This window comes from Paenibacillus marinisediminis, assembly GCF_054343325.1.
Map to the genome: position 1 here is coordinate 723786 of NZ_JBTGUH010000002.1, position 23663 is coordinate 747448.

At 47.8% G+C, this 23663-nt stretch carries 26 protein-coding genes and 1 riboswitch; of the genes, 6 read left to right on the plus strand and 20 right to left on the minus strand.

Annotated elements, in window-relative coordinates:
• Positions 1-87: 87 nt before the first annotated feature.
• The 8 genes from acpP to ACXX53_RS09110 form a co-directional block, all read right to left on the minus strand.
• Positions 88-324 carry an acyl carrier protein gene (acpP, locus tag ACXX53_RS09075; RefSeq protein ID WP_458568302.1) on the minus strand — a complete coding sequence of 79 codons (237 nt, stop codon included), beginning with the start codon at positions 322-324 and terminating at the stop codon, positions 88-90.
• Between the two features lie 105 nt (positions 325-429).
• Positions 430-1176 (minus strand): 3-oxoacyl-[acyl-carrier-protein] reductase, encoded by a 747-nt coding sequence (gene fabG, locus ACXX53_RS09080; protein ID WP_458568303.1) that lies wholly within the window; start codon positions 1174-1176, stop codon positions 430-432.
• A 133-nt stretch (positions 1177-1309) separates the two neighbouring features.
• Positions 1310-2236 carry an ACP S-malonyltransferase gene (fabD, locus tag ACXX53_RS09085; protein WP_458568304.1) on the minus strand — a complete coding sequence of 309 codons (927 nt, stop codon included), beginning with the start codon at positions 2234-2236 and terminating at the stop codon, positions 1310-1312.
• A gap of 123 nt (positions 2237-2359) precedes the next feature.
• Complete coding sequence (locus ACXX53_RS09090) at positions 2360-3346, minus strand: beta-ketoacyl-ACP synthase III (protein ID WP_458568305.1); 987 nt, start codon at positions 3344-3346, stop codon at positions 2360-2362.
• A 35-nt stretch (positions 3347-3381) separates the two neighbouring features.
• Positions 3382-4377 (minus strand): phosphate acyltransferase PlsX, encoded by a 996-nt coding sequence (gene plsX, locus ACXX53_RS09095; protein WP_458568306.1) that lies wholly within the window; start codon positions 4375-4377, stop codon positions 3382-3384.
• A gap of 51 nt (positions 4378-4428) precedes the next feature.
• Positions 4429-5013, minus strand: coding sequence for a transcription factor FapR (fapR, locus tag ACXX53_RS09100; RefSeq protein ID WP_458568307.1), 585 nt, complete (start codon positions 5011-5013; stop codon positions 4429-4431).
• Positions 5014-6056: 1043 nt separating this feature from the next.
• Positions 6057-6230, minus strand: a complete 174-nt coding sequence (gene rpmF / locus ACXX53_RS09105; RefSeq protein ID WP_458568308.1) for a 50S ribosomal protein L32 — start codon at positions 6228-6230, stop codon at positions 6057-6059.
• Positions 6231-6289: 59 nt separating this feature from the next.
• A complete protein-coding gene (locus tag ACXX53_RS09110; protein WP_458568309.1) occupies positions 6290-6799 on the minus strand; it encodes a YceD family protein in 510 nt (169 codons plus the stop codon).
• 245 nt (positions 6800-7044) lie between these two features.
• Here ACXX53_RS09110 and ACXX53_RS09115 point away from each other — a divergent pair, with 245 nt between their 5' ends.
• Positions 7045-8250: a nucleotidyltransferase gene (locus ACXX53_RS09115; RefSeq protein WP_458568383.1), complete on the plus strand. Its 1206-nt coding sequence runs from the start codon at positions 7045-7047 to the stop codon at positions 8248-8250.
• A 49-nt stretch (positions 8251-8299) separates the two neighbouring features.
• Here ACXX53_RS09115 and ACXX53_RS09120 read toward each other — a convergent pair whose 3' ends face one another.
• Positions 8300-9355 carry a YlbL family protein gene (locus ACXX53_RS09120; RefSeq protein WP_458568310.1) on the minus strand — a complete coding sequence of 352 codons (1056 nt, stop codon included), beginning with the start codon at positions 9353-9355 and terminating at the stop codon, positions 8300-8302.
• 124 nt (positions 9356-9479) lie between these two features.
• Here ACXX53_RS09120 and ACXX53_RS09125 point away from each other — a divergent pair, with 124 nt between their 5' ends.
• The gene (locus ACXX53_RS09125) at positions 9480-10778 is read left to right on the plus strand and encodes a nucleoside recognition domain-containing protein (protein WP_458568311.1); all 1299 of its coding nucleotides are present in this window, start codon (positions 9480-9482) and stop codon (positions 10776-10778) included.
• A 33-nt stretch (positions 10779-10811) separates the two neighbouring features.
• On the opposite strand, the gene coaD is transcribed toward ACXX53_RS09125, so the two are convergent.
• The 3 genes from coaD to ACXX53_RS09140 all read right to left on the minus strand — a co-directional run bounded on the left by coaD (position 10812) and on the right by ACXX53_RS09140 (position 12678).
• Positions 10812-11324: a pantetheine-phosphate adenylyltransferase gene (gene coaD, locus ACXX53_RS09130; RefSeq protein ID WP_458568312.1), complete on the minus strand. Its 513-nt coding sequence runs from the start codon at positions 11322-11324 to the stop codon at positions 10812-10814.
• On the minus strand, positions 11308-11916 hold the full coding sequence (gene rsmD, locus ACXX53_RS09135; RefSeq protein ID WP_458568313.1) for a 16S rRNA (guanine(966)-N(2))-methyltransferase RsmD: 609 nt from the start codon (positions 11914-11916) through the stop codon (positions 11308-11310). Before rsmD ends, coaD begins: the two co-directional genes overlap by 17 nt.
• A gap of 177 nt (positions 11917-12093) precedes the next feature.
• A complete protein-coding gene (locus ACXX53_RS09140) occupies positions 12094-12678 on the minus strand; it encodes an NAD(P)H-dependent oxidoreductase (RefSeq protein WP_458568314.1) in 585 nt (194 codons plus the stop codon).
• Between the two features lie 547 nt (positions 12679-13225).
• Between ACXX53_RS09140 and ACXX53_RS09145 the strand changes: the two genes are divergently transcribed.
• Positions 13226-13753, plus strand: coding sequence for a hypothetical protein (locus ACXX53_RS09145; RefSeq protein ID WP_458568315.1), 528 nt, complete (start codon positions 13226-13228; stop codon positions 13751-13753).
• Between the two features lie 179 nt (positions 13754-13932).
• On the opposite strand, the gene ACXX53_RS09150 is transcribed toward ACXX53_RS09145, so the two are convergent.
• The 3 genes from ACXX53_RS09150 to ACXX53_RS09160 form a co-directional block, all read right to left on the minus strand.
• The gene (locus ACXX53_RS09150) at positions 13933-14202 is read right to left on the minus strand and encodes a hypothetical protein (RefSeq protein ID WP_458568316.1); all 270 of its coding nucleotides are present in this window, start codon (positions 14200-14202) and stop codon (positions 13933-13935) included.
• A gap of 213 nt (positions 14203-14415) precedes the next feature.
• Positions 14416-14913: a hypothetical protein gene (locus tag ACXX53_RS09155; RefSeq protein ID WP_458568317.1), complete on the minus strand. Its 498-nt coding sequence runs from the start codon at positions 14911-14913 to the stop codon at positions 14416-14418.
• A gap of 416 nt (positions 14914-15329) precedes the next feature.
• Positions 15330-16289, minus strand: coding sequence for an alpha/beta hydrolase (locus ACXX53_RS09160; RefSeq protein WP_458568318.1), 960 nt, complete (start codon positions 16287-16289; stop codon positions 15330-15332).
• Positions 16290-16438: 149 nt separating this feature from the next.
• Here ACXX53_RS09160 and ACXX53_RS09165 point away from each other — a divergent pair, with 149 nt between their 5' ends.
• Positions 16439-16903, plus strand: coding sequence for an LSM domain-containing protein (locus ACXX53_RS09165; protein ID WP_458568319.1), 465 nt, complete (start codon positions 16439-16441; stop codon positions 16901-16903).
• Between the two features lie 107 nt (positions 16904-17010).
• Here ACXX53_RS09165 and ACXX53_RS09170 read toward each other — a convergent pair whose 3' ends face one another.
• Complete coding sequence (locus tag ACXX53_RS09170) at positions 17011-18231, minus strand: MFS transporter (protein ID WP_458568320.1); 1221 nt, start codon at positions 18229-18231, stop codon at positions 17011-17013.
• A 100-nt stretch (positions 18232-18331) separates the two neighbouring features.
• Here ACXX53_RS09170 and ACXX53_RS09175 point away from each other — a divergent pair, with 100 nt between their 5' ends.
• On the plus strand, positions 18332-18397 hold the full coding sequence (locus ACXX53_RS09175) for a DUF2905 family protein (protein WP_458568384.1): 66 nt from the start codon (positions 18332-18334) through the stop codon (positions 18395-18397).
• Between the two features lie 21 nt (positions 18398-18418).
• Here the strand turns inward: ACXX53_RS09175 and ACXX53_RS09180 are convergent, their stop codons facing one another.
• The 4 genes from ACXX53_RS09180 to ACXX53_RS09195 form a co-directional block, all read right to left on the minus strand.
• On the minus strand, positions 18419-19231 hold the full coding sequence (locus ACXX53_RS09180; RefSeq protein WP_458568321.1) for a GAF domain-containing protein: 813 nt from the start codon (positions 19229-19231) through the stop codon (positions 18419-18421).
• 115 nt (positions 19232-19346) lie between these two features.
• Positions 19347-19736, minus strand: a complete 390-nt coding sequence (locus tag ACXX53_RS09185) for a hypothetical protein (protein WP_458568322.1) — start codon at positions 19734-19736, stop codon at positions 19347-19349.
• 383 nt (positions 19737-20119) lie between these two features.
• Complete coding sequence (locus ACXX53_RS09190) at positions 20120-20962, minus strand: bifunctional 5,10-methylenetetrahydrofolate dehydrogenase/5,10-methenyltetrahydrofolate cyclohydrolase (protein WP_458568323.1); 843 nt, start codon at positions 20960-20962, stop codon at positions 20120-20122.
• Between the two features lie 56 nt (positions 20963-21018).
• Positions 21019-21097: riboswitch (ZMP/ZTP riboswitch) on the minus strand.
• A gap of 88 nt (positions 21098-21185) precedes the next feature.
• Positions 21186-22463 carry an adenylosuccinate synthase gene (locus tag ACXX53_RS09195; RefSeq protein WP_458568324.1) on the minus strand — a complete coding sequence of 426 codons (1278 nt, stop codon included), beginning with the start codon at positions 22461-22463 and terminating at the stop codon, positions 21186-21188.
• 126 nt (positions 22464-22589) lie between these two features.
• On the opposite strand from ACXX53_RS09195, the gene ACXX53_RS09200 reads away from it, so the two are divergent.
• A complete protein-coding gene (locus ACXX53_RS09200) occupies positions 22590-23474 on the plus strand; it encodes a LysR family transcriptional regulator (protein ID WP_458568325.1) in 885 nt (294 codons plus the stop codon).
• The last annotated feature ends 189 nt before the right edge of the window (positions 23475-23663 follow it).

Consider the following 23663-nt stretch of genomic DNA (forward strand, 5'->3'; position numbering starts at 1 on the left):
GCATGTGTATCATCTCAATAGGTCATATGCTGATAACATCAATTAATGAGGAGAAGTCCCGTTAGCTTAAAACGGGACTTAACAATCTTACTTATGAGATTGTATGTAGTTGACTACTTCTCCAACAGATGTAATCTTCTCTGCATCTTCATCAGAGATTTCCATATCAAACTCATCTTCTAATTCCATCACCAATTCCACCACATCGAGGGAATCAGCGCCTAGATCATCCTTGAAAGATGCTTCGAGGGTAACTTCAGCTTCATCAACGCCAAGGCGTTCTATGACGATACGCTTTACACGCTCAAATACTTCAGCAGACATCCGGTTCACCTCCTCTTTGGTATTATACGAGAAAACATACTAAATTGCCATATGAAACGGCTAACAAAAATGCTCAACACCTATGGATTCATAGGAGTAGTAGCTTTACATATACATGCCGCCATCGACGTGGATCGTCTGTCCGGTCATGTAGGAAGCATCGTCCGATGCCAAGAAGAGCACAGCTTTGGCGATATCTTCCGGACGTCCGAGCCGGGCGAGCGGAATGCCTGCCAACAACTGCTCCTTTGTACTATCCGATAGTACGTCTGTCATGTCTGTCTCGATAAATCCTGGAGCAACAGCATTGACTGTAATACCCCGTGAAGCCAGCTCACGAGCAGCAGCCTTCGTCAGACCGATAACACCTGCTTTAGCAGCAACGTAATTAGCCTGTCCTGGGTTGCCAAGCGCGCCTACTACAGAGGAAATGTTGATTATGCGTCCAGAACGCTGCTTCATCATAGGTCGCGTGACGGCTTTCAGGCAGTTGAACACACCTTTCAAGTTCGTCTCGATAACCTGATCAAACTCTTCTTCTTTCATGCGCATAATTAAATTATCTCTTGTAATACCAGCATTATTCACCAGAATATCAATCTTGCCAAATTGTTCCAGCGCCGCTTTAACAAGCTGCTCTGCTTCATCCGCCTTGCCCACATTCGCTTGGACGGCTGCCGCTTGACGTCCCATCGCTTGAATGGCTGCGACGGTTTCTGCAGCAGCACCAACACTGCCGGCATAATTGACAATGACATCAGCGCCTGCTTCAGCTAGAGAGAGAGCAATAGCGCGGCCAATTCCACGGGAAGCGCCAGTTACAAGCGCTACCTTGCCTTCGACTTTAGACAATCCTATTTCCTCCTTCCAGTGGAATCAATAGATCGATACTTACCAACCCTTGACTCCGCTTACTTCACATACGGGCATACGCCGCAGCGGGGTATGCCCGTGCCTATTTATTGCAGCTAGCTATTGCGAAGCATTAAGCTTCGTAAGACTGAATAGCCTCTAAGCTGTTAATGGATACAACCTTAACCGAACGATCAATCTTCTTGATCAAGCCGGTCAACACGGTGCCAGATCCAATCTCAATAAACGTATCAACACCTTGCTCGATCATGTAACGAACACTATCTTCCCACAGCACTGGTGAAAATACTTGCTCTACCAGCATTTCACGCAGGCGCTCTCCCGACTGCTCGGCACGAGCCGATACATTCGCTACCACGGGTATCGCAGCATCTTCCACATCCGTTTCGCTTAACGCGATATTCAAACGCTCTGCTGCGGGCTTCATAAGCGTTGAGTGGAATGGACCGCTGACCTCGAGCGGAATGACGCGCTTCGCCCCAGCTTCCTTGCCGCGCTCTACGACAGCTTGTACGCCAGCTGTTGAACCGCTCACGACAATCTGGCCTGGAGCGTTAACATTCGCCATCTCGACAGGCGCTGTGTAGGCCGTTATGTCGTCGCATAGCGCGCCCAGCTGGTCGCGATCCGCTCCGAGCACTGCCGCCATTGCGCCTTCGCCATTCGGCACCGCTTGCTCCATAAACTCGCCGCGCTTGCGCACAATGGCAACCGCGTCTTTGAATGGCATCACTCCAGCGACAACTAGCGCGCTGTACTCGCCCAAGCTGTGCCCCGCTACATAATCCGGCGTAACGCCTTTCTCCGCAAATGCCTTATACAAGGCGTAGCTGGTTGTAAGCAACGCAGGCTGCGTATTTACCGTTTGTTTCAGCATGTCGTCCGGTCCATTAAAGATCAGATCCGTTAGCGCGAAGTCGAGCACCCGATTCGCTTGTTCAAACACTTCACGCGCTGCAGGAACCGCTTCATATACATCTCGTCCCATGCCGACAGCCTGTGCACCTTGGCCAGGAAAGACAAAGGCTACCTTGCCCATCATATCCACTCCTTGATCTATCTATCATCCTATTCGAATACGTCACTACTCATTATTATCGTCCAGTTATATGGAATTGACACTTTCAGGTCCAATTCTTCTATGTAACCGCTCGTCTCCGGCTTACCAGCCGAAGACGCACGCTCCCCATGTCAAGCCGCCGCCGAAGCCGACAAGCACTACTGTGTCGCCTTGGCTGAGGCGTCCTTCTTCTGCCGCCTCAGCCAGCGCGATCGGAATCGACGCTGCTGAAGTATTCGCGTACTTCGGCAGATTAATCATGCATTTTTCCTCAGGGAGATTCAAACGATCAATCGCCGACTTAATAATTCGAGCATTCGCCTGATGAGGAATGAACAGGTCGATATCTTCCTTCGTCTTACCTGCCTTCGATAATGCCTCCTCAGCAGCATTCCCCATGATGCGAACAGCGAATTTAAACACTTCGCGGCCATTCATATAGATACTGTGCAGCTTATTCTCAACCGTCTCAACCGATGCTGGTTTGCGAGAACCGCCCGCTTCGAGCTTAAGCAGATCCTTGCCGGTGCCGTCCGCACCCAGCTCGAACGACATAAAGCCCCTGCCTTCTTCCACTGGGCCAAGCACAGCTGCGCCTGCTCCGTCACCGAACAGAATGCATGTGTTGCGATCCGTATAATCAGTTATGCGCGACAAGCACTCAGCGCCAATAACAAGCGCATGTTTGTAGATACCCGTCTTAATAAAGTTCGAAGCTGTCGCTAAACCATATATGAATCCTGCGCAAGCCGCTGACAGGTCAAATGCTGCCGCTCGGTTTGCTCCAAGACGTTCCTGCACGATGCAAGCCGTGGAAGGAAACATCGTATCCGGCGTCACTGTGCAGACTACGATCAGATCAAGCTGCTCCGCTGTAATTCCTGCTGATTCCAACGCCTTGACCGCAGCTTCATAGGCTAGATCGGATGTCGCCTCATGCTCGCCCGCGATACGCCGTTCCTTCATGCCTGTCATGGTTACGATCCATTCATCACTGGTGTCAACCATTTCCGACAATTCGGCATTCGTCAATATACGTTCAGGCACGTACTTTCCTGTACCGATAATTCCAACTGAACGAAAACTCATTACGTATCACTCTCATTTCAATGTAATATAACGTATTATGATTGTTTATGTGCCTGAATCTCTGAAGAGATTGTATTGGTCAGATCATTCTGCAGCGCAGTTCGTGCTTGGCGGATAGCGTTGAATATAGCTCGCTTATCAGACGATCCATGAGCTTTAATAACGAGACCGTTTAACCCAAGCAGCGGAGCCCCGCCAACTTCCTTATAATCCATCATGTTTTTTAATCGTCTCATGCTCGGCATCAAGATTGCCGCAGCCAGTTTATTTTTAAATGAACTCGTAAACTCCTTCTTCAATATACCGAACAATGAACCCGCCGTTCCTTCGAGTGTCTTCAGCATCACGTTTCCAGAGAACCCATCGCAGACGAGCACGTCGCAAGGACTTTCCAGAACATCTCGAGATTCAACATTCCCTACGAAGTTGATCGGAGCTTTCTCCAGCAATGGATACGCGCCTTTCGTCAGCTCATTGCCCTTCATCGCCTCGGTACCGACATTAAGGAGGCCTACTCTCGGTTTTGTAATACCGTGAACCTTCTCCCGATAAATGCTGCCCATCACCGCGTACTGCAGCAGATGCTCTGGCTTAGCATCCATATTAGCGCCCAGATCCAGCGCAAGCACGCCCTTGCCGTCAATCGAAGGAATGATTGGCGCAAGCGCAGGCCGCTCAACACCTTCCATACGACCTACAACAAGAAGTCCCGTTGTCATGAGCGCACCTGTATTGCCGGCAGATATCATACAGTCCGCTTCCTGCTCACGCACCATACGACCCGCCATAACCATCGAGGCACCCTTCTTGCGGCGTACCGCTTTAACAGGCTCATCATCCGCTTCGATTCGTTCTTCTGTATGAACAACTCGAATATTGCTCGGAGCTCCCTGCATCAATGGTTGAATCTGCGCTTCATCGCCTACAAGAATCAATTCAATGTCTTTCCAATTATTTGCCGCTTCGATTGCGCCTTCTACATTGCACTTAGGAGCGTGGTCACCGCCCATTGCATCAATGACGATCTTCATGCTTACTTCCTCCTCTGTTGGAACCATCAACTCGATACTAAGCTTCATGGTTTAGCGATCGCTGCTAGTTCCTTCTGTAGTCGAGCGAAATATAATAAAATGCCCTTGAAACACAAGTTCTTCACCAACATAACTGAATACTTCTACCTTAGCCTTGCTTCGTTCGCCCGATATAGAGCGCACGTAAGCTTTCGCAATACATTTCTCACCTTTATGAACTTGGCGGATAAAACGAATATCAGCGGAGGCGGTCAATGCTATTTCATCATTGATGACAGCCACTGCCAGCGAGTTGGCCTGCGCAAACAGATGGTGTCCCCGCGCAATCTGCGTTCTGGAGAACACATGCTCTTCCCCAATCTCAAATATCGATATCCCGCTCTTATCTAATTGTAAATCAATAACATCACCAATAACCTCATGCAGCGGCAGCGAGCGCACTTGATCGTATGAGCGTTCCGCCATCAGTTTCAGTCGCTCTCTGAGTTCTGGAATACCGAGTTCCATCCGATCCAAGCGTATCGTCTGAATGCTGACACGAAGCATTCGAGTCAATTCCTGGTCCGTTATAAATGGATTATCTTCAATAACCTTCATCAACTGCTGCTGTCGTTGCCGTTTCGGTAGCCGTTCCATGTCCCACACCCCTTACTGCGTGCCGCAGGTACCAGCCAGCCATCCATTAAGCCCAGCCTTCCCCACAAGCAATATATACAAGCTGTTCGGTTAGGTGCTCGTGTCGAGTCCCGTCCAGCCTTATTCTCTTTTTAGAACCTGGTACTAAACTAGTATATAGAAAAATGCCAATAAAGAAAAGCACCAGTTTCACACAACTGCTCTACATGCGAATTCACCCTAGTTATAGATCACTATTTCGGCTGGATCATCTATGCTTCTTTATCTGAAAATCCTGACCAGTCAAGGAACACTCCCACATTTCCTGCAACAGAGGCTATTCAATCGAACTAGAAACACATTGCCGCCTATTTTACACAATATACCTTGGCAATATGCCTTGGTTGATTCAGTGGCGGACACAGGAACCCTTATTTGCAGCCAGAACCTCAATTTCGTCATGTTCGCGGACCATAGAGCCGCTATTTGATCAAAATCAACTAGTAAACACTAATTTTGTCACAAATAACGGCTTCTGAGTCCACAAAACTCAAAAAACTCCTCAAAATCACAAAATAGAGGCCCCTGTGTCCGTTTCATCCAGTAAGTCAGTTTAGATCGGATCAACCGCCAGACGGTGCAGGTAGTGACGAGTTACTGAACTTAGCAATTGCCCCAATCAAGTTACCCATATCATTTATGAATAGCGAGTTGATCGAATATGCACCTGTTGAGACACATTGCACCATTATTCCCAACACTCAGTTACCTAGAATCTAAAGGATATAAGCAAGTTAGCGTCTAGCGTTTAACTATTATACCTTTCACTCAGTACCCACCCTGTCCCTGAGGCTATGGGATAATAGGCAAATGACAACTGTACCCGTTACCCTGAGACTTAAGGATAATGGATAGATAACGACTAAGAGAGACTATCTGGGGTCATGACATGGTCTGCATTTTCATCAAAAAGCAAAAAAATAGTACCCCATCCGAGGATGAGGTACTATTTCTCCGTATTGGACGCCGGATCATGTGGAATGAATGCATCCATAAGTATACGATTATTGTTTGATGATCTCTCTAGCTTTGTATGTTCCACAAACTTTGCATACATGATGCGCAAGCTTCAACTCTCCGCATTGCTCGCACTTGATCATGCCTGGAACCTCTAATTTAAAGTGAGTACGGCGCTTATCGCGACGTGTTTTGGACGTTCTTCTTTGAGGTACTGCCATGTTCCCACCTCCTTACATTAATTACGTACTGCTAAATCTAACAATGGCTGGTTCTCAAGTTACTTCTTAAAAAAGTCCATCAATCCTGCCAGTCTCGGATCAATCCGTTCATTCGAGCAACCGCACTCTGTCTCATTGCGATTTACACCGCAGGTTGGGCAGAGCCCCTTGCAATCCTCTTCGCATAGAGGCGCATAAGGCAAATGAACGATGACCGCTTCCTCCACATATGGCTTCAGATCGACGTTTTCGTCTGTCACGTATGTGACATCGTCATCGTCATCTGCAGGAAGTCCAGATGATTCCGTCAGTCGATAATGTTCATCAAACGGAATAACAAGAGTTTCGGAATGAGGCGTCAGACAGCGTGAGCAAACTGCGCTAATCACTGTTCTAAGCTTCCCGCGAACACCAATCTGATCTTCGCTTTCTGCTGTAGCTGTTAAGTCGACTTCAATGGGTCCGATCTCGCGAATGTCGTTACGGCCACGCACGATCTCATCGGCGCGGAACGATTCTTGAATTCGCATATCTTGTCCTTTAGTGACGTCTCGAATAATAACCTTCATGTGATCACCCCAAACAAACAAAATTAATTATAGCTATTAGGCTTATGCTTTGTCAACCAATTTTGTTTGACAGATTCGGAAAACGGGCATTATAAAGCCACTTTTGGCGACATGCTCTTCATGATATGATGAATAGCATATAAAAACAAGCACCTGCAATTAGTATACCCTAATAATTGTCCATATGGTCAATGGAAAGGATGAAATTCATGCAAACTGTCGGCGTTATTGTCGAATACAACCCCATGCACAACGGCCATGTGTACCATGTGCAGGAGTCGAAGCGAGTAACGGGAGCGGATGCCGTGGTCGCCGTCATGAGCGGCCATTTTCTGCAGCGCGGCGAGCCTGCTGTCTGCGATAAATGGGCGCGCGCTGACATGGCGCTGGCGCAGGGTGTCGACCTCGTGCTGGAGCTGCCTGTCGCTTATGCCGTGCAGCCTGCCGAATGGTTTGGATTCGGCGGAGTGGCAACGCTAGAGGCGACTGGCGTGGTCGACGCGCTCTGCTTCGGCAGCGAGCTGGGCAGCATCGCGCCGCTGCGGGAGGCCGCCGCTCGCTTGACAGACGAGCCGGATGCCTTCGCCTCGCTGCTGCAAGCCGGCTTGAAGGCAGGCAGCAGCTACCCGAAGGCATATGCGCAGGCTGCTGAAGCGCTTGGCGCCGAGCCTGGGGCGCAGCAGTGGATCGCCGAGCCGAACAATTCGCTCGGCCTCCACTACATGATGGCGCTAAGCCGCCTAGGCAGCCAAATCGAGCCGCACACGATTACGCGTGTGAAGGCAGGCTATCACGACGAGAGCGTTAACGACAGCAGCATTGCAAGCGCGACGGCCATTCGCCGCCTCGTATTCAGCGAAGGCGTCGCGAACGCGGCTGCTTATCTGCCAGACAGCTCCCTGCGGATTCTGCAGCAGCTAGCCGCTAACGGTAGACCTCCAGTGAGCTGGCGCGATTACACAGCACAGCTGTTCTACCAGCTGTCTGTGCTGAATCACAGTGAGCTGGAGCAGATACTGGAAGTTACCGAGGGGCTGGAGCACCGGGTACTGAATACGTTGCCGGAGCTCGTTAGTTTCGAGCCGGAGCTGCTGCTCGAAGCGCTGAAGACGAAGCGTTATACGCGCACGAAGCTTCAACGGATGCTGACGCACATCCTGCTCGGGCATCGCAAGACAGACTTTGGCCCTGACGCGCTTGCCGCAGGGCCGTCATACATACGCGTGCTCGGCTTCTCCGAACGCGGTCAGACGCTACTTAAGCGCATGAAGAAGGCCGCAACACTCCCGATCATCCAACGGATGACGCGGGAGAATGCAGGCCTTGGCGGCGCCAATGGGCTCGCCGCCGATGCGCGCGCAACCGCGGTGTACGCGACCGCATTCGCGAAGCGCGACGGCCGCGCCGCATTCCGCGACTTCTACGAGCCGCCGCGGCGACCGCGCGCATAATGCACAAAGCCCCTTGTCCGTTTGAATGTGGACAGGGGGCTTTGCACTGCTACTTCGTATCCAACGTCTCGAGCGCCTTCAAGGCGTCGTCGAGCGTTGCTACAGGCACGAGCTTCATCTCGGTATCCATCTTGTCTACCTTCTCTTTCGCTTCAGCATAGTTGCCCTCCGGCACGAGGAACATCACCGCGCCTTCGCGATCAGCGGCGACTACCTTGTGTTGGACGCCGCCGATAACCCCAACCGTTCCGTCCGGGCTAATAACGCCCGTACCCGCGATCCGCTGCCCCCGGGTCAGATCTCCAGGCGTCAGCTGGTTAATGAGCTCCAGGGTAAACATAAGCCCTGCCGACGGACCTCCGATATCGCTTTCCTTGAATGTAATTTTCTTGGATGCGTCATCTGGCACAACTTCTTTTTTCTCGCCATAAACCGTACCGAAGCCTGTTTGTATCTTAGTTGGATCAGCTGATGAAGCAAATGTAACGAGCGTCGCGCTTACATCGACCATCTCTCCGTTACGCTCAACTACCGCCTTCAACGTGTCTCCAGCCTTGTAGGTTTTAATTAGATCAGTCAGATCTGTGATCTTCTTGATTGGATGTCCTTCAACAGAAACGACACGATCATTGGTCTGAAATTCATTTTTAGCAACTTCCGGTATGTTACGGATCACATAAATGCCTTCTGTTACGATCTGGTATGGAATATTCAGCTTGTTATAAGCTGCAAGCATCGCATTGCTCTGCGATCCCATCATATTGAATACTTGCTCTGTCTGATATTCTTCCTCTGTACGGCCCTGCAGCGCATCTTCTTTCCTCGAGTACTCCGCATCGTCATTAAACATATTCCAACCGAGCATGAATAGATTCGCATTCATTCTTCTGACGGTCGTCATCATGAATACGCCTTCCTCCTGTGGATCACCACCAGGCACATCCACCATCGGCTTAACCGCCTCCGCACTGCCTGCGGTATATATGACAAATGGCATCGGCATGTAAACGAGCAGGTATACCGCTATCAGTCCTGCCGCCAACCATCTCCACGCGTACCATGGACTGCGATTGGAAGATCGCTGTCCCGAATGTTTCTCTGCCATTACTGACCGCCTCCTCCAATAGTAGGTTCTGTTGGTATAAAGCCCGTCCGCTGCACGTAAACATGTATACATATGGACGTACAAGCTGCTTGCAGCCGTTCAATCCGATATACGAGGTGAACCTATGCCCCCTATGCTGCACCATCATCAGCGCAGCGCTCCTGTCGCATCGAAGCTGTATACGATTGCTGCAGGCAGCCTTGCTGTGCTGCTAATCATATGTATTGTGTCCTATCCAGATGCCGCATTTCGAGCTTCCCTACAGGGATTAAAAGTATGGTGGAACATCATTTTCCCTGCGCTGCTGCCATTCCTTGTGCTGTCTGAGCTGCTGCTTGCCTACGGCTGGGTGCATGGACTTGGCGTTCTGCTTAATCCTGTCATGCGTTTGTTGTTTCGCCTCCCCGGCGTCAGCGGTTGGGCTTGGGCCGTCGGCTGGACCGCTGGATATCCAGCGGGCGCCGAAGCGGTCGTTAAGCTCCGTCAGCAGCGACGGCTTAGCCGCAGTGAAGGCAATCGGCTGCTCGGATTAACACATGCCAGCAGCCCCGTATTCATGATCGCCGTCATCGGCGTCGGCTTCATGCAGCAAGCTGATACCGGGCTGTTAATCGCTATCGTTCACTGGTTGTCTGCGCTCCTGACCGCCTTCATCCTGCGATGGACCGCACAGCCGAACGAGGCTGATGCGATGCATGCGGACACGGTCAGCGGCAGCCGCTCAGCTAACGATACAGAGCAGCCCGGTAAACCGACCTCGCTTCCGCGCAGCATCGTCGATGCGATGGAGCTCGCACATCGCGCCGATGGGCGTCCGCTCGGCAAGCTGCTCGGCGACTCTGTCTCGTCCGCCGTTCAAACTCTCATGATGATCGGCGGGTACATGATGATCTTCTCCGTCATCATTCAAGTATCGAGACTTGTCATACCTCATCAGTTCGGCGCTTATGTGTTGAACGGCCTGTTGGAAGTTAATCTAGGCGCCTTTACGATTGGAACGGCGACTTTCGCTTCACCTGTGTTTCAAGCTGCGCTCGTTAGTGCGGTGCTTGGCTGGAGCGGCATCAGTGCGCATCTGCAGGTTCACAGCCTTATGAAGAACAGCGACCTGCGCTTCTCACACTTTCTGCTGTCACGTATGGTGCATGCCATCTCTGCATTCCTGCTGACCTATGTATGCTGGGAACCGTTTCGCCATTGGTTTTCAGGCAACCAGATCTCACAGCCAGCGCTCCTACAGCCTATAGAACAGGCGATACAGCCTGCTTCCGTATGGCACAGCATACTTAACTGGATCTTAACTCTGCCCACAGGCTGGCTCCAGATCATGCCTTTGCTGATTGCTGCGATCTTCATGCTTTCCGTACTCTGCATTTCGAGCGCGTTAATAGCCATTTGGACTCACATCGTCCGTTCTCGATAACGAGTACGAACCGTTCGGATGCTGTTCATTGCACTAATCCGTATATGCGCTGTATTTCTTGCGCAGTGCTTCTTCCACCTCAGGAGAGACAAATTCGCTCACGGGTCCGCCGAAGCGCGCGATTTCCTTCACCATGCTTGAGCTCAAGAATGAATACTTTGGATTCGTCATCATAAAGAACGTCTCGACTCGAGGATTCAGCTTCTGATTCGTACTCGCGAGCTGCAGCTCATATTCAAAATCCGTAACAGAGCGCACACCTCTCACAATGACGTGCGCCTCCTTCTGATCCATATAATTGACGGTCAGATCTCGGAAGCTGTCCACTTGCACATTGCCCAGATCCCTTGTCACTTCTGTGACCAACTGCTTGCGCTCCTCAACCGTGAATAGAGGGTTCTTGCTAATGTTGTTTAAGATTGCAACGATGACAATGTCAAATTGCTTCGATGTACGCTCAATAATATCCAGATGCCCGCGTGTAACAGGGTCAAAGCTCCCTGGGTAAACGGCAATACGCGGGCCTTTGTTAGGAGTGGTTTGCATGATCAGTGTCCTCCTTCAATTCATGATGAGCGTCTGTTGAATCATCCAGTCGGTAGATAGTCAGTACCGTTTCTCCATATTCCGATCGCTTCCACATCTTATATACGTCGATTTGTTCCGGATAGGAATGCCCTGCATCATGCTCAATCACAATTGTTGCATCCTTATGCACAAGTCCTTTCTCATGCATGTCCAAGATAAGCTCATCTGCGTCTATAAATCGATAAGGCGGGTCCAAGAAGATCAACTCGAAGCTCGTCCCTCGCTTAGCCAGCGCCTTAATAGCACGCTTCGCATCATTGCGATATATTTCTGCTTGCTTCGCAAGCTGGGTCACCTGCACATTATGTTTGATGACTTCAATTGCTTTTGGATCCATATCGATGAACACGGCTCGATCCATCCCGCGGCTTAGCGCTTCGATACCTAGTCCTCCAGTACCTGCAAATAAGTCCAGAACATTACCGCCCTCAAAGTATGGTCCAATCATGCTAAACAGCGCTTCTTTCACTTTATCTGTTGTAGGCCTTGTTCCCATTCCAGGCACAGGCTTCAACGAGCGCCCCCTAGCTGTTCCAGATATAACTCTCACTTACACACCACATTTCTATTTAACTGTCTTATCACTCTGTTGGCATTCATTTGCCCCTAGCTTCGACGTTTATCGTAACATATTTTTACTCGATTGTTGAGACGTAACTCCATGCAGTTTCAGATACAGGAAAAGGACTGAACCCATTGATTCAGCCCTCTTGATGCATAATGCTGTTTATGAGCTGAGTTTGGCTACAATCCCCTTTGCTTCTTCCAGCATCTTCTTGCGCGCTTCATCATCCACAGTCGTTACTGATGGGAAATACTTATGCTCCAACACATCAATTCCAACAAATTCAAATATTGCCTCATCCACCGTCTTTTTCATAGCCTCAAACATCTTGACCTCTTGGTAATGTTCCTCCGAATTGCCCATCATTGTAAATAGAATTGCTTTCTTGCCGCTCAGCAGCTTCTTGATTCCGTCACCATCCATGCTGTAGGCGAAGCCGTACGCGAATACGCGATCAATATACCCCTTTAACAAAGCTGGCAATGTTCCCCACCACAGCGGATAAATGATAATTAAGCAGTCCGCCCATTTTACGTATTCTTGTTCCACCCTCACATCCTCTGGAACATTTCCAGACTTTGACGCCGCAAAATCTTCAACCGTCAGCACTGGATTAAACATTAATGTGTACAAATCCCGAAGCTGGATGTCGTGACCATGCTCCTGTAAAGCGGATTCCACTACTTCTCGCACGGCATACGTAAAACTGTCCGGATTCGGATGAGTATTAATAACAGCTACTTTCATAAACAGTCAGCTCCTTGCGCGCGTGATCTAGGCGTTATTCATACCGGCATGCTCGCTTGGGACATACCTGATCTTAGAATGCACGGGCCGTAAACTGACGATACCTTGGAAAAGGTACACTGCATGAGTTAAGCTCTGACTAAAATAAACATTTTTCGAGCACCTGAGTATATTTTGCATCAATCGGGCAATCCTTAAATTATCGGCATTAAGAAATGTCGTAGACAACCGCGGAGAAGACTTACGTTTCCCCATAAGCTCTTCGTCCGGTTTCTCCTCTCCCATGAGAGCGCCATAGCGATATGGCGCTCAATTTATGTTTGAAAAAGCCTTGTTCATCAAGGTTTTAGTCGCTTCCATAGCACCTCTATTTAATTTCACCAGTCGGTAACAATTACCACATCATTTCCGCGTTCTCTTAGAACTGAGCATCAGTCATACCTAAACTATCAATTTCAATATCGACGAAAAGACAGACTATTAATTGTAGATTTAGCGTGTTATTATACTTGGATAAATGTTACATAACAACAAGGGGAACTAATAAATGAGAAAAATACCGTTATTTTTGCTTATACTATTACTGTTTTCATTCTCATTGCAGGCGTGTGGTAAGTCGATCCTCCCTATGTCTCCAGAGGAGGAAATGAAGTCGATTGGGCAAAATATCGTAACGAAACTAATAGTTGATTATTACGAGATCAAAGATGAGGAAGAATTCGAAGAAAAATTCATTTATGGTCTTTATGACGAGTCGTATGTAAGTGAGTCATATGCACGACAGAGCATGCATTTGAGCCACAAAAAGGTATTGTTAAAATTCAATAAAGGTGAAGTACATAAGATAGAAAATGAATCTGTCGAGCCAACAGATGAAGGAGGGTTCATTTACAAAGCGACCGTTACGGATAAAATGTACTATACAGAAGTTAAAGAGGATGGACAGACATATAGGTTCGATAAAAATGACTATGAGATTCATCTTAATAAAGATGCTAATGGACAGCACAAAATTTCTAACATATCTGTTGAAAAGCAATTTTACTTTCCTGATATTTCAGAAATAACTGGTTAGTATTTAAAAGTCAGTATGGTAGGAGTCTATCCATAATTTAGTATAAACATATTTAAAAAGCGTATTCGAAAAAATTCGAATACGCTTTTTCTTTCGTGGCGCGAATAATTCGCGCAGGTAGTTTGGGATATAGGGTTACATGAAAATACTCTCTATCGGTAGATCGCCTGAAGTGAGTATTAACTGTGCCACCACGATTCTACAATTTGATGCGCAACATTAGGGCTAAAGCCTCTCCCTATCAAATAAGTTACTGCTGCTGCTTCTCTTAAGGCATGCTCAACGGATATTCTTTGTGCTTCTCTCAATCCATTCTGTACCCACGGCTCCACCACTTGTAATGTTTCGCGCTTTAACATATGTGCATCCTGGTGCTGCTGCGAATGTGGATGCATATAGGTAGGATGAGGCTGATAATGAGGTTGATATTGATAACTTATCTTGGACATCCCCTCTCAAAATACAACTTACATCACCATATGCCCAATGCGACTATTTTGACTCACTTTTTCGAGCGATAAAGCACTCCTAGTTATTAATATGAGAAATGCCATTATTAACTGAGCAACTGGGATAATACTCAAATGAATGTTCAAAGACATATTTGGGTGACCCTAGTACTAAATTGATGTCGACCACGTTAAAAATGAAGATGATGCTTCTCATGGGATAATCTTCAGCAGACTCTCTGATCTACTCATAAAGCTATTCCAATTATTGCTTAGCGTTTTATTCATAGCAAACCCTGCTTGTTGGAGATGGGATTGTAAACGCTCAAAACTTTCGATATCGCTCTGGCTTACTTTACTGAAATCATATAAATCATCATGCGGATAACGCATCAAGGCTGCATAAAGTCGCTGCATCGTCTTCTCCTCACTACTGGACAGCCAACCTGAATAATGGCCGTTACTTGTTGCAACATTAATTCCGTTCAATATATCTCCCAACTGGGTTGTCACTAGATTAGGCTCAGTCCAGTCATTTTTCTTCTGATGTTCGATTAATCCATCTAGTTCAACAAGCCGCCATTGTACTTCGTTATAAAATAACTGCTCGTGCGCTAAATTAACCTTGAGATACCCTATCACTAAAATGATGATCAACACAGCATTTAATGCTAATGAGGCACGAAATATGATTCTCTGCTTCTTACTCAATCGATCACCCCTGGGTCATCATATTTATCTATATTTCAGACAAATCATAAATCAGCTTCCCATTATGATCAAATTACAAATATGTCATCTATTCCCTTATAAAATCCATTCATCGTAACTTTATTGCTGCGACTCTCGTCATATGTATATGGATAAATAATACATTACCTATGAGGGAGTGATTCGTGTGGAAACATTCGGCAGTGGGTGTCTATACATCATCATTGGAATTGTTGTGCTTATGTTTCTAGCATTTTTAATTGGCGGAACGATCCATATTCCAATTATTATTGCAATCCCGTTAATTATTCTCGCGTTCTACATAGCATCCAAGAAGAGCAAAGACAACTAAAAGGCTGTGGGAGAAGTCGATTCTCCCACAGCCTCTAACTCATGCTATTCAACTACATACATTCTTAGCTTGTTCCCGCCTCAGTCCCCATTAAGCGCCCCACAAATCCGCTAACTTTCTTCTCATAGCCTTTCGGATCCGTTATTCTGGCTAAAGCGTGCGCGGCTGTCGGAACGAGCCATATTTCTTTCTCACTGCTGCATTGCTCATACAACGGATAGACCATCTCGGTCGGTACAAATGTATCCGCATCTCCGTGGATAAATAGAATCGGCACCTTCGCACGCCGCACCTGCTTGAGCGCGTTGGCCTCCTTAAAGCTATATCCCGCGCGCAATCGCGACACCAAGCTCGTAGTATGCAGCAATGGAAAGCTCGGAAGCTTATACATCTGCTTCATCTGGAAGGTTAGCTGCTCTTCCACTGAAGTATAGGCACAATCTGACACAATGGCCTTCACATTCGAAGGCAGCTCTTCACCGCTCACCATCAGCACGGTCGCACCACCCATCGATACTCCGTGCAGTGCTATCTCCGCATCCGTTCCTGTTCGCGCGATAACTTCATCGATCCACTTCATGATATCTTTGCGATCATGCCAACCGAAACCGATATAATGGCCTTCGCTCTGCCCATGTCCCCGGTTATCGGGCATCAGCACGTTCATGCCTAGCTTATCGTAATAGATACACGCATAGGCAACCATATCAAGTCCTCTGCAATAGTACCCATGGACGAGAATAGCCGTTTGATTTGTTGGCTTCTTCGCCTTGATATACAGACCATGCAGTGCCAATCCATCATCGCTCTGAATCGTCAAATGCTCGAGCTCATGTTCAGCAAGCCATTCCTGATTGCATGCGGCTTCTTTTACAGAAGGATCAGTCTGATCCGTATCTGTATTACCAGCCAAAAAAGACTTGCTCGTTCGATGAATAGCCAATCTGTAAAAATAGAAGCTTACTGCAATAATTATGATTAATATTAATGCGATTACAGCAGCTACTCCTAATACGATGTCCATATGTTCTCTACACCTCTATCTCTGCTCTAACAATTATGTCTTATTATACACAAATTTGCCGCTATATTTGTATACATATGACACAACTGAACCCATCAATAGGCTATCGCATACGATGTAATAAATTCCGACAATGGAGGAAATATCCGATGTCCAGCAATGATCATCAGACCCTGCAAAGGCCTGTGCTGTACCAAGGCGATAAGAAGCTGATGTCTCAGTTACAATCGATAAGTGACAACGTTAAGCGAGCGGTTCAACCTTATATGAATCAACGCGTTCAAGTCACGATGCAGGACGGCACAACTTATGAAGGAACGATCGTTGGTATAGATAAATGCCATCTATATATCAGCATGACAACTGCACCAGAACCCACGCCATATCAGACAGGTATGCTGGTCTATCCAAGCCATTCTTCTACTAACGCGTATGCTTCAGCTTATGCACAGGCAGTCTATTGTCAGCAGCCCTGCAGCTATACCAGTAATGAATATGCGATGTCTCCTCTGAACTCGATATACCCTATGTATCGAGGCTATAACAGCTATTATAGCAATGTCATCCTACCGCTTGTATTGTTCGAGCTGCTCGTCATCGTTCTGTTAATGTAACAATGATAGACCGCCCCCATGCACGCTATGATGCTGGAGACGGTCTTATTTGTCTTGATGGTTATATGCGTTCGATTTATGACTAGCAGTGCAATCCAATTAGTTCTTTATGAGGATACCGAAGCAGTCGTTCCCTGATCCTGGTTCTGCTCTCTAACACCGTTTCTGCGCGCGTATGCTATGGCATTTACAAGAAAGAGAATGGACATCGCACCGAACACCAATACCATATACTGCAGTCCAATCGTATCGAGTAACAGACCTGTTGACAGCAGCACAACCTGCATGAGCACGCGATCCAGCATGCCGCGGAAGGAGAAGAACCGGCCGTGCATTTCCTGCGGAATATTGGTTTGGAAGAACGTCGCAATCAGCGGGAAGAAGCAGCCCGCCGCAAAGCCAAACAGCCCGAATGCCAGAATGGATACCAACGGTACATCGGCAAAGAACAAGCTTAATTGCGATATGGCGATCAAGAACCCGAAGAAGAACAATTTCTTCAGCAAACTGCCTTGTCCAGCGATACGCTTCACTAAAAATGCCGCCAAGATAAAGCACACACCCTCGACCGTGTATAAATAACCCTTGATCTGGGCACTCCCCTGAAGTTCACTGATGTTGATAACCATCAGATTGAATGAACCAATAAACAAAGCCGGAATAACAGATAACACAAGCATCATCACCGCAATAGGCATACTCTTTAGCATGGGGATCATTTCTTTGAACGATGCCTTTTCCTTCTGCTTCAACTGCGGCTTCTGCTCTTTCTCATTCACCCTCAGCAGCAGCGTACTAAGCAGAAGCAAGGCATAGGCGACAAATGACGCGACATACAGTATGCTAATGCTCATGACAACTAGTAATGTCCCTGCAAGTGATGTGCCTATTATGCGCGCGATTGTCGACGCATTCATAAATACTCCGTTCAGCGAGATTAATTGCTCAGAAGGTACAATTCGCGGAATGAGCGCCTGTAAGGCAGGAAACATGAAGGAAAGCGACACCTGCAGCGCAATAACGAATACGATCATCCAGAAGATCGAATCATTGGCGATCGCTACGAACATAAAGCAAACGCTGAACAGTCTTCCTATGCCGGAATAAACGAGCACTTTTTTCTTCGGATACATATCCACAACTTTGCCTGCGTAAGGCGCCATGATGACCCCTGCGAGCAAGCCGGTGAATAAGACAAGCGACTTCATAAAATCAGAAGGAACCTGTTGCTGCATAAATTCCAGATTAGCGATAATGGACGTCCACATACCAAGGCCCGCTACAAACTCCCCAGCCAGCACAATCCATACATTTCGGTTGGACCACATTCAGGCTCTCCCCCTTTCTGCTGCTTGCCCATATTGAACATATGTTCCTATCATAACAGCGGAGGATATTTATGGCAAATACTTCATTACATGAGAAAACGTGAAGATCTACTTTCCAATCGTGACCTGCATCGTCAGCAGCATCGTCGGATCCTTGCTCTTATGATTATTATACCGACAATCTACTCTATAGCTGCTGGGCTATGCCTAATGCGGGATTGCCTTCGCTCACGCTCTTGGCCCAATGTGAAAAGGCCTTCGTATGCTCGGTCAGCACACCTGTCACAAATGCAGCATACATCTCGCCGATCGCTCTGCCCGCTTCTGGAAATGGCTCCAGCCCATCTATCGTAAGTACGCCATAGTCGCTGAGCGGCATGCAGAGCAGCGTCTGGTATGGACTCTTGGAGTCGGGATTCAGCTCCCAGTCCTCATCCCTCCGCACTTCTGGGCTGTGGACGATCGCTTGCTTGCGATACGACCGCCCTGCTACCGAGCGGTCTACATGCAGCGTGCGCTCCCCCACATAGTGCTTCGGAAAGCCCGCCGATGCGAAGCGCATCGTCAGCATCGATTCGCCGTGGAGCCATATGCCGCAGCGGTGATGCCCTCCCGGCTTTAGCTTCATATCGATGGCCAGCATATCAAGCATACGCTGCATCAAGAATCCCGTCTCCGTCAGCACGACATAGCAATCGTCGGTTTGCCGCAGATCATTCAGCGTATCCATGAACGTCCTCAGATTCCGCAGTGCAGACAACATCTGCTGCGAGCTGTGCTCGCTCTCCTGTCGAGAGACTTGCAGCTTATCCACCTTATCTTGATACGTCTGCATCCGATCATCCCGCTTCATGATGTCAGTAACCATATCGCTGAATTTTTTATTAATATATAACGTCCGAACAAAATAAAAGATAAGCCCCGCACATATAACGATCGCAAACATCTGATACGACCACGGCGGAAGCTTATCCAACATCCCTTTAATAATCCCTTCCATACGATCGCCCCATCTCCCGCATTTCCATATTGGTACAATCCTATGCGCGAATACGGGCGAACATGCATTCTATGATTGAAATGATCTTGCGTACCTAGGCAGAATGCATCAAACGCTACTTACGATCCTTTATTTTCCAGGAAATATGATAGCTTCCCTCATGATCTTCGGCATCGATGCTTAGCTTGTACTTTCCTTGCTGATCCAGTTGAACTTGAAAAGCTGAAGTTGGAATATCCGTTCCCTGATACGCATACTCCCCATTCTCATCTTCGATCGAGATATTGAGTTTACCCTTGATCGATTCAACTTCCACAGATACTTCAGTAGGCCCCTTAACCGTGATCGTCTTGCCTTTATGACCATCGAAAAACTTGTACGACATCGACATCATCGTATTGGTATTGTTCCCAATAGACCCAATAGTCGTATAACCGTCCGAAGTGCAGCCTGCTAGTGATACCATGAGCAGCAGGCTTAGCATAACAGCAAGTGCTTGTCTCATACCCTTTCTCTCCTCTCGTAGACCATGTTCTTTTTATTGCTCAGCATACATGGGGAAAAATGGGTTTTGTATAACATTTGGCACAATTCAATTAACGGCGCGATGACGATACAATGACTTTTAAACCATTTTCTGTATTGATAATGATTTGGTCATGGTATCATATAATAAGAAAGACCAAGTGCACTAACACTTGGCCCTTACAATTGGCTTGGATGGTCTATTTCCTTTCGAGCTATAATGAAAATAAAACCCACCGTCGGCGCTCAACCTATGGGTGGGTTTTTACTTTCAGGACAGATTGCCATAGCAGTACAATTTTCCATAAAATGCTCCCTTACAATCAAATAAGGCTGCCGCGTAGAGCGACAGCCTTGTTTGGTTTATGCAAGCTTCTCAGCAGCATCAACCGTGTGCTTGAGCAGAGTAGCGATCGTGACTGGGCCTACACCAGCCGGTACCGGCGTAATTGCGCTCGCACGCTTTAAACATGCGTCATAGTCAACATCGCCGATGTTACCTGGATTGTAACCTGCGTCCAAGACGACCGCGCCCGGCTTGATCCAATTCCCTTGAATGAAATTCGGCTTGCCTACTGCCGCTACTACAATATCAGCTTGGCGAACGATATCCGCTAAGTTTGCCGTCTTGGAGTGACAGATCGTCACGGTAGCATTGCGATTCAACAGCATTAAAGATACGGGCTTGCCCAAGATCGGGCTTCTTCCCACGACCACAGCATGCTTGCCTTCAATAGGAAGCTCGTAATAGTCCAAGATCGCCATAATAGCCGCCGGTGTGCAAGACGGGTAATCTGCGAAACCAAAAGCATTTTCAGCAAATCCTAAAGTTGTTACGCCATCTACATCCTTGTCAATGCGAATCGCTTCAAATGCCGCCCGCTCATCGATATGGTGAGGCACAGGATGCTGAAGCAGAATGCCATGCACGCTAGCATCGTCATTCAAAGTGTTTATGGCCGCAATCAGTTCTTCAGTCGTCGTGCTCTCTGACAGCTCAACCCGAATGGACTGCATATTCAGGCGCTTGCACGCATTTCCTTTCATCCGTACATAGGTAGCAGATGAAGGATCTTCACCTACCAATATCGTTGCCAGGCACGGAACGATTCCCTGCCCCGAGAGCCGAGCCACTCGCCCTTCCAGCTTCTCCTTTATGCTTGCCGCCACTCGATTGCCGTCCAGAATCAATGCTTCTGTACTCATCTAATCCGCCCTCTCCTATGGAAATAAACACAAAGAGGCAAGGGGATCACTCCCCTTACCTCTGCCCAGGCGTACGGCTGATTATCTATGTGCTCCCTCATGGTTCCCCATGCTCCGCCAGTCACACATAGTCATATGCTAATCCTATTTTAACAACTGCAACCGTATTATTCAATTCAGATGAAATAAATCTGCTTAACTAATTTCGAGCATTCATGATCCATTATCGACTCATAATCTGTTCACGTTTCGGTCCATTGGACACCCAGCGTACTGGAACGCCAATTACCTTCTCTAGAAATTGAACATACTGCTTCGCTTCCGCAGGAAGTTCCTCGAAGGAACGGATCTGTGAAATATCGCATTTCCAGCCTGGAAGTGTCTCATAGACTGGTTCACTCTGTGCTAATTTCGAAGTTACCGGAAATACCGTCGTCTGTTCATCTCCGATTCGATATGCGGTACATACCGGAATCTCATCCAAATAGCCCAACACATCCAGGTTCGTCAATGCAACCTCAGTTGCCCCTTGAACCTTGCAGCCATACTTGGTTGCTACTGCGTCAAACCAGCCCACACTTCTTGCTCGTCCCGTCGTAGCGCCGAATTCGCCGGCGTCTCCGCCTCGTCTCCGCAGCTCATCAGCAGCCTCGCCTGCTATTTCCGTTACAAATGGGCCTTCCCCAACACAACTCGAATAAGCTTTCGTAACAGCTACGACTCTCGTAATCGCCTGCGGAGGAACACCCGCTCCAACGGCCGCAAATCCCGCTAATGTAGAAGAAGATGTCGAATACGGGTAGATGCCGTGATCCGGATCTCGCAATGCGCCCAACTGTCCCTCGACTACGATGTTCTCTCCTCTTTGCAGAGCTTGGTTGAGAAGCTCCGTCGTATCGCATACAAATGGCTTCAAGATTTCCGCTTGCTTCAGCAATTCCGAAACCATGTTCTCGATGTCAAAAGCAGGCTTGTTGTAGAGGTGCTGCAGGAGTACGTTTTTCGCTTCTAATGAGGTGCTGAGCCTTGAACGAAGGCGTGCCTCATCATATAGATCCGCGACTTGGACCCCAAGCTTCGCATATTTGTCAGAATAAAATGGAGCAATCCCTTGTTTCGTCGAGCCGAACTTACGGTCACCTAGCCGCTCTTCTTCCAGTTCGTCGAACAAGATATGATAAGGAAGCACAATCTGCGCACGGTCGGAAATCTTCAGATTCGGAGTCGGTACGCCACGCTTCGCTAATTCGCCCAGTTCACTTAGCAGGTTGTTAATATTCAAGGCAACACCCGTACCGATGACATTCGTAACTCCTGGATAGAATACACCCGACGGCAGCAGATGCAGAGCAAATTTTCCATAATGATTAATTATCGTATGCCCTGCATTGCTTCCTCCCTGATATCGAACCACATATTGAGATTGCGCCGCCAGCACATCCGTGATCTTTCCTTTTCCTTCATCGCCCCAGTTAGCGCCTACTATAGCTGTAATTGTCATATTCACATGCCTCCGCTGTTGGAATATTGTTCTGCCTTCAAGTATAATAAACATTGCACTATTAAAAAAATTAATATTTATAATAGCAGCTATAAATGTGGATTATAACACTTTGAGGTGAAGATCATGATCCATAATATGGACCTTTATCAGGTATTTTATTTCACGGCTAAGACTGGCAGCCTATCCAAAGCCGCAGAGGAATTGTTTATTACACAGCCAGCCGTAACCCATGCGATTAAGCAATTGGAGAGCAAGCTCGGAGGTCAGCTGTTTATCCGAACTTCTAAGGGCGTTACCCTAACTGCCGAAGGCAGCATGCTCTTTACTTATATTGAGCAGGCGTATCATTTTATTCATGAAGGGGAACGGAAGATTGGCGAGATGCACGAACTTATTAGCGGAGAAGTCAAGATCGGGGCAGGCGATACGCTGTGTAAACACTACCTTCTGCCGCATCTGAAGGCTTATCACGAATCGTTTCCCAGCATCAAGATTCAGGTTATCAACCGTACAACCGCTGAAACGATCTCCCTCTTGAAGGAAGGGAAGATTGATCTCGGCATCGTAAATCTCCCCCTGTCCGATCCGAACATTGAGATTCAGGAAGGGATGACGATCCATGACTGCTTTATAGCAGGTGAAGGCTACAAGCAATTGTCTGAGACCGCTATCTCTCTGGAACAATTGCTTACTTATCCTCTTGTGCTGCTGGAGGAGGGAAGCCGTACCCGCGCCTACCTGGATGAGATCGCCTCTGAGCAAGGCTTGACGATTAAGCCGGAGATTGAACTGGGGAGTGTTGATCTGCTGATCGAATTCGCGCGCAGCGGGTTTGGCATCGCTTGTGTCATTAAGGAGTTTATTACTCAAGAGCTAATCGGGAATTCACTATATGAAATTCAACTTCAGAACCCTCTGCCTCCACGCAAAATAGGTATTATTAAACGTAAAAGAACGCCCTTATCCTTTGCGGCTGCTCATTTACATAACATGCTGCTGCAAACATAATAGCCGTTCCCATATGCTGCTGGGAACGGCTGTTTCACGTGCTTAGCTTAGATTCATGCGGACACACGGGACCTTATTTACCATCATGAAGGCGATTTTTCCGGTGAGGCGGACCGTAGTTCCGTTATTTACACCAAATCAGCATGAAACTACTCGATTTGAGTTAAATAACGGCCTCTGTGTCCGCCA

What these genes read in the sequence shown, in the direction of transcription:
- acpP (WP_458568302.1), bottom strand. Translation starts at nt 324, where the DNA reads ATGTCTGCTGAAGTATTTGAGCGTGTAAAGCGTATCGTCATAGAACGC.
- fabD (WP_458568304.1), bottom strand. Translation starts at nt 2,236, where the DNA reads ATGGGCAAGGTAGCCTTTGTCTTTCCTGGCCAAGGTGCACAGGCTGTC.
- ACXX53_RS09090 (WP_458568305.1), bottom strand. Translation starts at nt 3,346, where the DNA reads ATGAGTTTTCGTTCAGTTGGAATTATCGGTACAGGAAAGTACGTGCCT.
- plsX (WP_458568306.1), bottom strand. Translation starts at nt 4,377, where the DNA reads ATGAAGATCGTCATTGATGCAATGGGCGGTGACCACGCTCCTAAGTGC.
- fapR (WP_458568307.1), bottom strand. Translation starts at nt 5,013, where the DNA reads ATGGAACGGCTACCGAAACGGCAACGACAGCAGCAGTTGATGAAGGTT.
- rpmF (WP_458568308.1), bottom strand. Translation starts at nt 6,230, where the DNA reads ATGGCAGTACCTCAAAGAAGAACGTCCAAAACACGTCGCGATAAGCGC.
- ACXX53_RS09110 (WP_458568309.1), bottom strand. Translation starts at nt 6,799, where the DNA reads ATGAAGGTTATTATTCGAGACGTCACTAAAGGACAAGATATGCGAATT.
- ACXX53_RS09115 (WP_458568383.1), top strand. Translation starts at nt 7,045, where the DNA reads ATGCACAACGGCCATGTGTACCATGTGCAGGAGTCGAAGCGAGTAACG.
- ACXX53_RS09120 (WP_458568310.1), bottom strand. Translation starts at nt 9,355, where the DNA reads ATGGCAGAGAAACATTCGGGACAGCGATCTTCCAATCGCAGTCCATGG.
- ACXX53_RS09125 (WP_458568311.1), top strand. Translation starts at nt 9,480, where the DNA reads ATGCCCCCTATGCTGCACCATCATCAGCGCAGCGCTCCTGTCGCATCG.
- coaD (WP_458568312.1), bottom strand. Translation starts at nt 11,324, where the DNA reads ATGCAAACCACTCCTAACAAAGGCCCGCGTATTGCCGTTTACCCAGGG.
- ACXX53_RS09140 (WP_458568314.1), bottom strand. Translation starts at nt 12,678, where the DNA reads ATGAAAGTAGCTGTTATTAATACTCATCCGAATCCGGACAGTTTTACG.
- ACXX53_RS09145 (WP_458568315.1), top strand. Translation starts at nt 13,226, where the DNA reads ATGAGAAAAATACCGTTATTTTTGCTTATACTATTACTGTTTTCATTC.
- ACXX53_RS09150 (WP_458568316.1), bottom strand. Translation starts at nt 14,202, where the DNA reads ATGTCCAAGATAAGTTATCAATATCAACCTCATTATCAGCCTCATCCT.
- ACXX53_RS09160 (WP_458568318.1), bottom strand. Translation starts at nt 16,289, where the DNA reads ATGGACATCGTATTAGGAGTAGCTGCTGTAATCGCATTAATATTAATC.
- ACXX53_RS09165 (WP_458568319.1), top strand. Translation starts at nt 16,439, where the DNA reads ATGTCCAGCAATGATCATCAGACCCTGCAAAGGCCTGTGCTGTACCAA.
- ACXX53_RS09170 (WP_458568320.1), bottom strand. Translation starts at nt 18,231, where the DNA reads ATGTGGTCCAACCGAAATGTATGGATTGTGCTGGCTGGGGAGTTTGTA.
- ACXX53_RS09180 (WP_458568321.1), bottom strand. Translation starts at nt 19,231, where the DNA reads ATGGAAGGGATTATTAAAGGGATGTTGGATAAGCTTCCGCCGTGGTCG.
- ACXX53_RS09185 (WP_458568322.1), bottom strand. Translation starts at nt 19,736, where the DNA reads ATGAGACAAGCACTTGCTGTTATGCTAAGCCTGCTGCTCATGGTATCA.
- ACXX53_RS09190 (WP_458568323.1), bottom strand. Translation starts at nt 20,962, where the DNA reads ATGAGTACAGAAGCATTGATTCTGGACGGCAATCGAGTGGCGGCAAGC.
- ACXX53_RS09195 (WP_458568324.1), bottom strand. Translation starts at nt 22,463, where the DNA reads ATGACAATTACAGCTATAGTAGGCGCTAACTGGGGCGATGAAGGAAAA.
- ACXX53_RS09200 (WP_458568325.1), top strand. Translation starts at nt 22,590, where the DNA reads ATGATCCATAATATGGACCTTTATCAGGTATTTTATTTCACGGCTAAG.